This window comes from Collinsella aerofaciens, assembly GCF_028209885.1.
Taxonomy (GTDB): domain Bacteria; phylum Actinomycetota; class Coriobacteriia; order Coriobacteriales; family Coriobacteriaceae; genus Collinsella; species Collinsella aerofaciens_BA.
The window spans coordinates 1-7,653 of sequence record NZ_JAQLEM010000054.1 but is presented as its reverse complement, the minus strand read 5'-3'; the positions used below and the strand labels follow the sequence as shown (position 1 = coordinate 7,653).

Sequence of the window (7,653 nt, the reverse complement as noted above, 5' to 3'; positions counted from 1 at the left end):
ACCCCGGAGGAGTTCCGGAGACAGTCCCTTGCGGCGTAGTTCTTATTTAAGCCGTCCAAGTTTTGGGGTGCAGTTCAGGATTGCGGGGGCTTTGCGATGAAAGAGATCAGAAGCAGAAAGCGGGGAGGACATAAAACGAGTCCGTCGCGCTGTAGCTGTAGCAAATACCGCCGCTTTGAACATAGCGAAAGGATGTGGAGCTGCGCGGTCTCACGGAACGAGTCCAGTGGCTATAGCCTGATGCACCGGAATAGTTCGACCCCGTCACGCCCTTGGATTTGTAGCACTCGTACTGGATGCCGTCAGATTGCATATCCCCGTATACTTCGGTTGCCGAGAGCAGAAAAACCTTGTCGGTCGTCGCCGAGGGGGCACCGCCCCCGTTACCGCCAACGTTATCGGTTGTCTTTGTGACGGGTTTCACCTTTGACTGGAGCTCGCTGGGCAGGAGCAACCAGAGGTCACCGCTGTTGAGGCGGGTACGGAGCTCGGACTTATCCCAACCACCGGCATTGGTGTCCGTAGCGTTCATCCTCTGGCTACCCAAGGCAGAGTTGGTCGCCTCGAACGTCAAGCCTGCCATGCCGCTACCATCGGCCAAGTCGTCGTGGTTGATGCCGATGATACGGTACTCGAGCGTCTTGCCATTGGTCAGCTTCATCGAGAACTTGGTGCCGGCATCCATGGCGGCCTTGGCCTTGGCGTAGGCGATAGACGATGTACCGTTCTTGGCAATGTCTTTGGCAACCGCCTCCTGCTCGTCGAGGGTCCAGTCCTTCGCGTCCTTGGCGATGGCCACCTGGACGGCCGCGGAATCGGCGCCTGCGGAGCCGCCACCGGACGCGCCTCCCTCGACGCCGCCGACCGTCCCATTGTTCACCGTGTTGCCGACCAGGTTGAACTGGTTTCGGATGGCTCCGGCCACGCCGGGTCCCGCGAACACGATGACCAGGCCGATGACGGCAATGATCAGGACGTACTCGATAATTGATTGCCCTCGGAAGCGGGTCGTTTCAGGAGCGACCCCCCCCCCCCGAAGGTTAATTGCCGCTGCATGCATATACGGCTCCCTTCACTCGGGGTTTGCAATACGAGCCGAGCGTAGGGCTATTCCAAGTATTTGCAACGGTCTTGCCGCTGCGGCAACGATGACGGCAGGGGAGAAAGTCATGCGCTATTAGCGCGGCTATAACGTCCGCTTCGAATGCCGACCGTATTCATATCGAGGCAGCCATTTCATACCTTCAGAAAGACAACTGAAAGCCGCAAAAAAGCGGGACCCGGCTATAAGCCGAACCCCGCCCAAGAGAAGCCTTTAGAGCCGAGACAGACAACGCGTGTGGACAATCACTCAGCCTCCACCGCCATGCGCACGACCTCTTCCATCGGGTAGCGAGTGCCGCCGTCCCCGTCCAAAGCCTCGTTGTAGGCCTCGATGTCCGCCATGTCCTCAGCCTTCTCGAACGCGGCCCTTCTCACGAACTCGGAAAAGGTCATGCCCGTGGCGTCCGCATGGCCCTGAATCAAGGCCATTTCGCCCTCATCGAACTTGACCGCGATCTCGCGCATCGCCATGGTCGCTCCCGTAAACGCCGTCATCGAAGTGAATCCATTATCCACCCACCGTATACGCCCCGAACTCGAAACACCAAGCAGGATGGACTCTATACGAGGACGCAGCAGAGGTAATGGCGGGGGAGTACGGCAGGCGCTCTGAGAGCCGCTGTATGACCCCATTTCTCTTCAATCCGACTACCCGTGCCATGAACCTGAAGCCGTTCGTTCGGTCGCCAAAAGAAAGCACGCGCGGGGTAACGCGGGCTTTGCGCTAGACAAGCTAGAAGCACCAGGCGGGGGAGACGCAAAACCAGCCCGGCGCGGAGTTGCTGTCCGACGGATTGCCGCTGCTGTCGACATGGAGGAAGCCCTTCGAGGCGTTCGGAAACACCGAACGCTCCCACCAACCGCTGCCAATGGCAATGGCAGAGTTGGGATTATAGTTCTCCGTCACCTTGCCTTTGAAGGCCTCGTACTGGGTGCCCTCGGAGGAAGTCCAGGGATAGGATGCCCAATAGGAGGTGGGGGGCGATCTCAGAGTAGCTGAGCAGGAACAGCTTGTCCGAGGTAGCCGTCACGGCGGCGTTCTTGTTCTCATCACCGCCCCCGACATTGTTCGATAGCTTTTTGACGGCCTTCACCTTGGACTGGAAATCGGAGGGCATCAGATTCCAGATCTTGCCGGAGTTCATTTTCTGACGGAGTTCAGACTTCTCCCAACCGCCGGCGTTGGTGTCAATCGCGTTCATGGGGGACCAAATGCCCGTCGTGGTGGTGAGGAACGTGAGGCCCGCCTTGCCGGATCCGCCTGCAGGGTCATCATGATTGATGCCGATAATGCGGTAAGTCAGCGTCTTGCCATCGGTGAGCTTCATCGAGAACTCGGTGCCGGCATCCATCGCGGCCTTCGCCTTGGCGTAAGCGGGCGACGCCTCGCCCTTGGCGGCGATGTCCTCGGCAACTGCCTTCTGCTCACCGAGGGTCCAGTCCTTCGCGTGTCCTTCGCGTCCTTGGCGAGCGCCGCCTGGACGGTCGCGGAACCCGCGCCGTTACCGCTGCCGGAACCGCTCGGTTCCCAAGTCCCACCTGCTGTCCCGTTTACCAATACTCCCGCCACCGTGTTGAACTGGTTCCTGATTGCCGACGAGACCCAAGGGCCGGCTATCATCACAACCAGGACGATAATCGCGATGACCAGAACGTACTCGATGGCTCCTTGGCCTCGGAGGCGGGTATTCCTAGGAGATACCCACCCCCCGAAGGTTAATTGCCGCTGCATGCATATGCGACACGCCCTTCGCATGGGGATTGATATTGCATGCAGAGCGTACGTTAAATCGAACCGACTAGCCCGTAACGTGCCGCTGAGGCAACGGCGGCACGGGTGCCCGCGCCACATAAACTGCTTGCCGTTTTGTTTCTTCAGACCTACTGCCACGCCTTCGGGAGGATAACGCCGGGGGCGCAGTGATTGAAGTCACTATGATTGGCATAGGTTGGGACATTCCAATCGGAACAGTCGAGGTTTAGATTTTTGCAATAGCTAAACATGCCGAGCATATCCATAACATCTGAGGTCTTCCACCCTGGTCCAAATTTCACGCTTTTCAGCGAACTGTCGGTGGAAAAAAGGAGACGTAAATCGCCGGCTTTCCGCGTCGACCATCCGGGGATGTCAATCTCCTCGACCTTGTAAAGGTTTTTGAGCGCCGAGTCGAATTCGACGACCGAGGACGTATCCCAGCTTGAAATACTGAAGGAAGTCGCATTGCCGCAATACGCGAATGCGTGCTGCAGATTTGTGCAGTTCGACATGTCGAACTTTGCCAGATCAAAGCTCTTGCAGTTCTCCATGTACTGAAAGCAAAATGCCAACGAGTGGATTTCTATGCCATCGCCAATGGCCTTTACGGCCACGATATTATTTCTGTTAGGCCACCAGGGGGCAGTCGTCTTGCCGTCGTTTCCCACGGTCGCGGTGGCGTATCCATTTTCGAACCCCGTATACACCGCCGTCACGCGGCGGCTGTTGAGCATGTCACCGACTCTGGGGACCCCGCGGCGCTTGTAGAACATGAGGCTGTGGTCGTCCTCCGAGTACACGGCGAACGCTATCCCGTGAACGGGGTCCACGATGTCGGCGTCGGTCAACGACCCGTTGCCGCCGCCCGTGCCGCCCGACTCCCAGATCCCCTTTGAGATTCCGTTGCCGAGCGTCCCCGCCACCGTGTTGAACTGGTTTGTGATCGCCGACGAGACCCACGGTCCCGCGATCAGCACCACCAGGACGATGATCGCGATGATCAGTACGTACTCGACTGTCGACTGCCCCTTCGGGCGGCGGGTAAATCTGGGAGATACCCCCCCCCGAAAGGAATTTCCGCTGCATGCATGTGCGGCTCCTCTCGGATTGCTTTGGCTGATGCTGCAGAGGATAGACGCGATTACTAAGGATGAGTCAACAATGCCGCAGCGGCATTCACACTAAGAGGGTAAGGCGTTCGGAGTGACATCCCGTTCCAAAACGTATACTTGATTTAAGGCGGAGTGGAATGTGGGCGCGCAAGGAGATGCGGAATCGATGAGAGCCTCAAAAAAACTACTGCAGTGTTATCATCTTTCATCCTCTCTATTCTTCCATTTCTGATTCTATGGGCGGCTTGGTCAGTCCTCCCTGATACAATTCCCGCTCATTGGAGTGGGGGTGTGGTTGATCGATGGGGTAATAAGCTTGAATTGCTGGTTGTTCCGCTGTTTTCTCTGATTGGTTCTATTGCAATTTCTGTGTACCTTATTGTTTCCACGCGGCGAAGAGAGTTCGCGGATTTCTCTGCTCGAATGCGACGGGACTTTGTTGCGTGCTATATTTCTAGTCTTCTTTTATCGACAACCTGCTCAGTGAAAATTGCCGTTTGGGTTCAGTTGATTCTTACGCAAAGCACTGCGGTTGATGGGGGACTTGGACTATCGATCCTGTATTCCCTTCCCGGGCTATATGTGATCTTGTGCACTTTGCCGCCTTTTTATGCGAGCGCCGAGAGCAAAAAGGCAGAGCGCCTGATAACAGTTCTTATTGGCTGCGCGGAGATTGTTCTTTGTGGAATAGTGCTTGAAGGTTCGGCTGCCTCTTATGCGATGATTGGACTGATGATTCTGTTCTGTGCGTTTGAGATTGTGTCACAGGTAAGGGATAGCCGGTCCTTATGAGTTGAATTACGCGCGTGCGGATATAAAGGTTGGCATGTTAAGCTGGTCGTTTTCTCGTTCTGGGACATTTGCAGTAGGATGAGTGGGACTGGGCGCGCTGCGGTGTGATGGTGACGGTTGAGACTTGTATCGCTGCAAATCCGCTGATGCACATTTTGCTATTGGGCTTGAAGGTGGGACCTACAGGCCTTTGTTTGGGATGTTCCGGTCGTCCAACACGTGTTGCACGGCTTTATATTGTTACGCTCGTTCGGCGCTCCGTTGGAGCATTTCCGGGTTTGTCGGCATCATGACTTGGCCAAGTGACACGCTTGCCGGGACGGTTGTAACGCCGCGCCGGTTCCGTGTGCTCCTTCGTTGTTGGCCTGTCCAGCCGGGGCGGATTCGGCCTCATGTTGTGGCGCACGGCCTTCAGGGGCTTCCCCCTGGCGAGTTATGTTCGTCCGTATGGGTAAGGGTCGGGTTGAGCTGACAATCCCGTGTCGGAAGGGGCTTGCACCATGCGCGCGATGACAGAGATTAAGTGGCTGGACGGCCGTGTGACGAAGGTGCCGGAGCTCGCCCTGGGCGATGCGCTCGGCGAGAGCGTCCAGGCGGAGCTCGATTTCGGGTTCGACGACGTGTTGGAGGGCCTTTGGGTTGAGGTGCGCCATCATGAGCCGGATGAGGACTCGGACGGCGACCCGCGCGGGAGGGGCTGCGCACTGTACGCGGACTGCCGGTACAGCCTGGTCGAACCGTCGGACCTCGACCGTGTCTTCTGCATCCTTTACGAGGGGCAGCCGAGGGTCCAGCCGCGTCGCGGGGGAGCTCGTGAACCTTTCGCGGGCCTGCGCGTTGTCCTGCCTCATGCTCGGATCTCCCTACCCGCCAGGCGCCCTCGAGGCCCTGGCCGCGTGCGCTCGATACCTCTGCGGTCCGGCTTTCACGTCCGACCTCGCCGCCCGCGTCCGCGCGCGGATCCCATCCGGCCTCACGCGCTTGAATATCGAGCTGAGCCCAAACGATGACCCACACCCCATCGGTCTTCATGATGATGCCTCGATGAGCCAGCTCGCCCAGAGCTTTCGATACAGTCGGTTGAGTCGAACAGACTTTTTTTCGAGCTTGTCCTGACGCATGAAAAGACCTTTTGTAAGTTCTTTTCCGTTGGCATCCTTCCTATTAGGCCCTTTGGACGTCTGGAAGGAGCAAATCATGATCAGAATCGCAAGCTGGACGCGATTCTTCGCGACCGCAAATAATGAGTCGTAGGATGGCCTGTTGATTCCACTCAGGATCTCGCTCTTTGCAATCTCATCCTGTCGAACGTCAAGCGCCGCCTCCATCTCGCTAGGCGTCTCGGCCTGATCGGCAACCGATGGAGCGTCCGTGTCTAAAGGCCACGGGAGGCCACGGCCTTTTTGCGGTTTGTAGCTACTTGTACTCATGTTGATTCCTCCGGTGCGAGGCTATCCAACCCAATTGCCGACTGTGCCCATAATATGGTTGATTTCCGATCTCAGCCGAACACATTGAGCGGATAGGCCGTTCCCGCAGTTAGCCGAACGCCCCCGAGGCCCCATTCAGGCCACGGGGCGTCGTTTTCCCAGTTGAAGGAACGGTGGAGATGTGTTTCGATGGGTCCGGTGGCCATGCTCCGCCCGCCGCCCGGCACCTCTTCCCAGACTCAGCCGGACGGTCGGTCCGTCTATTCCGTTTTCGCCCTTAGGCTAGGCCAGCGGGGCATCGCCCCTCTCTGCGCGCGCCCTCTCGGCGGGGCCGGCGGGGCCGACCTGTCGGTCTACGACGGGTTCCTGAAGGGGGCGGTCGCCGATGGCAGCTAGCGAGGAGCTGGCCCGCAGGGTCGTGGAGGCCGGGCGGTCGTGCTCGCTCACCACCGCCGTCCTGGAGGAGTGGTCGAGGCTCGGCACCCCGAAGCAGGTGGAGTACCTGGCGGGCTACCTCGAGGCGGAGAGGTCCAGCCGCGAGGCCTCGAAGCGCGCGACGCTGCTCAGGCGCTGCGCGCTGCCGGCGCCCAAGACCTTCGACGGCTACGACTGGTCGGCCGTGTCGTGGCCGGAGGGCATGGGGCGCGAGTCGCTGCTCGCGCTCGACTTCGTCGAGCGCAGGGAGGACCTCGTGCTCATGGGCGACGTCGGCACCGGCAAGACGCACATGGCGTCGGCCCTCTGCGCGCTGGCGTGCGAGAGGAGGCTCGAGGCGCGCTTCTTCACGGCGTCCTCGCTCGTGATGCGCCTGAGGCGCGCCCGCGACGACGGGAGGCTCGACCGGGAGGCCGCAATCATCGGCAAGGCCCGCCTGCTCGTCATCGACGAGCTCGGGTTTCTCCCGCTCGACGCGGACGGGGCGAGGCTGCTCTTCCAGGTCCTCGCCGACGCATACGAGAGGCAGTCGGTGGTATTCACCACGAACCTGGAGTTCAGCAGGTGTGGGCGGTGTTCGGGGACGACCAGATGGCCGCCGCCCTGATCGACCGCATCGTCCACCACGGGAGGCTCGTCCAGTTCCGCGGCGAGTCCTACCGCGTCCGCCATGCCCTCATGCAGGAGGGCTAGCCGCTCAAAAAGCGTGCGCGCTTCCGATGCTGCGACTGCTCAATTTCCGATGCTCTTTTTGCTCAAATCCTCTTGACGAAACACAGAATACGTGCGGGCGGCGCTTGCAGCCGATCGCACGGTACCGGCCGCACCCGTTGCAGCAGCGCGGCCACGCCGCCAGGCGCGGGCAGGCCGCCGACAGGTCGGCCGAGCCGTCGACGCGCTCGCCGCGCCTGGACTTCGGCGCCGTCACGAACCTGTGCGACGCCGTCTGGATTGGCTACACTGATGTGGACAGTTCCGGGAGGGGCGCGAGAGACGGGAGGGCCGTATATGAGGGACCCCAGGC

8 protein-coding genes are annotated in these 7,653 nt (G+C 59.5%); 3 read left to right on the top strand and 5 right to left on the bottom strand.

The genetic code is table 11. The features are described from left to right. Positions 1 to 106 precede the first annotated feature (106 nt). The 4 genes from PMX21_RS09660 to PMX21_RS09645 form a co-directional block, all read right to left on the bottom strand. A complete protein-coding gene (locus PMX21_RS09660; protein ID WP_271759265.1) occupies positions 107 to 925 on the bottom strand; it encodes a DUF6273 domain-containing protein in 819 nt (272 codons plus the stop codon). A gap of 422 nt (positions 926 to 1,347) precedes the next feature. Beyond that, positions 1,348 to 1,599, bottom strand: a complete 252-nt coding sequence (relB, locus tag PMX21_RS09655) for a type II toxin-antitoxin system RelB family antitoxin (protein ID WP_055287387.1) — start codon at positions 1,597 to 1,599, stop codon at positions 1,348 to 1,350. A gap of 395 nt (positions 1,600 to 1,994) precedes the next feature. Then, complete coding sequence (locus tag PMX21_RS09650; protein WP_195625315.1) at positions 1,995 to 2,456, bottom strand: DUF6273 domain-containing protein; 462 nt, start codon at positions 2,454 to 2,456, stop codon at positions 1,995 to 1,997. Positions 2,457 to 2,985: 529 nt separating this feature from the next. Continuing rightward, on the bottom strand, positions 2,986 to 3,837 hold the full coding sequence (locus tag PMX21_RS09645) for a BspA family leucine-rich repeat surface protein (protein WP_271759264.1): 852 nt from the start codon (positions 3,835 to 3,837) through the stop codon (positions 2,986 to 2,988). 267 nt (positions 3,838 to 4,104) lie between these two features. Here PMX21_RS09645 and PMX21_RS09640 point away from each other — a divergent pair, with 267 nt between their 5' ends. Further along, positions 4,105 to 4,764: a DUF1648 domain-containing protein gene (locus PMX21_RS09640; protein WP_334204082.1), complete on the top strand. Its 660-nt coding sequence runs from the start codon at positions 4,105 to 4,107 to the stop codon at positions 4,762 to 4,764. A gap of 1,028 nt (positions 4,765 to 5,792) precedes the next feature. Here PMX21_RS09640 and PMX21_RS09635 read toward each other — a convergent pair. After that, positions 5,793 to 6,194: a hypothetical protein gene (locus tag PMX21_RS09635; protein WP_195364264.1), complete on the bottom strand. Its 402-nt coding sequence runs from the start codon at positions 6,192 to 6,194 to the stop codon at positions 5,793 to 5,795. Between the two features lie 385 nt (positions 6,195 to 6,579). Here PMX21_RS09635 and PMX21_RS09630 point away from each other — a divergent pair, with 385 nt between their 5' ends. Together PMX21_RS09630 and PMX21_RS09625 are read left to right on the top strand one after the other, a co-directional pair. Continuing rightward, positions 6,580 to 7,236, top strand: a complete 657-nt coding sequence (locus tag PMX21_RS09630) for an ATP-binding protein (protein ID WP_271737481.1) — start codon at positions 6,580 to 6,582, stop codon at positions 7,234 to 7,236. Further along, positions 7,203 to 7,322 (top strand): ATP-binding protein, encoded by a 120-nt coding sequence (locus PMX21_RS09625; RefSeq protein ID WP_271737480.1) that lies wholly within the window; start codon positions 7,203 to 7,205, stop codon positions 7,320 to 7,322. Before PMX21_RS09630 ends, PMX21_RS09625 begins: the two co-directional genes overlap by 34 nt. Positions 7,323 to 7,653 lie beyond the last annotated feature (331 nt).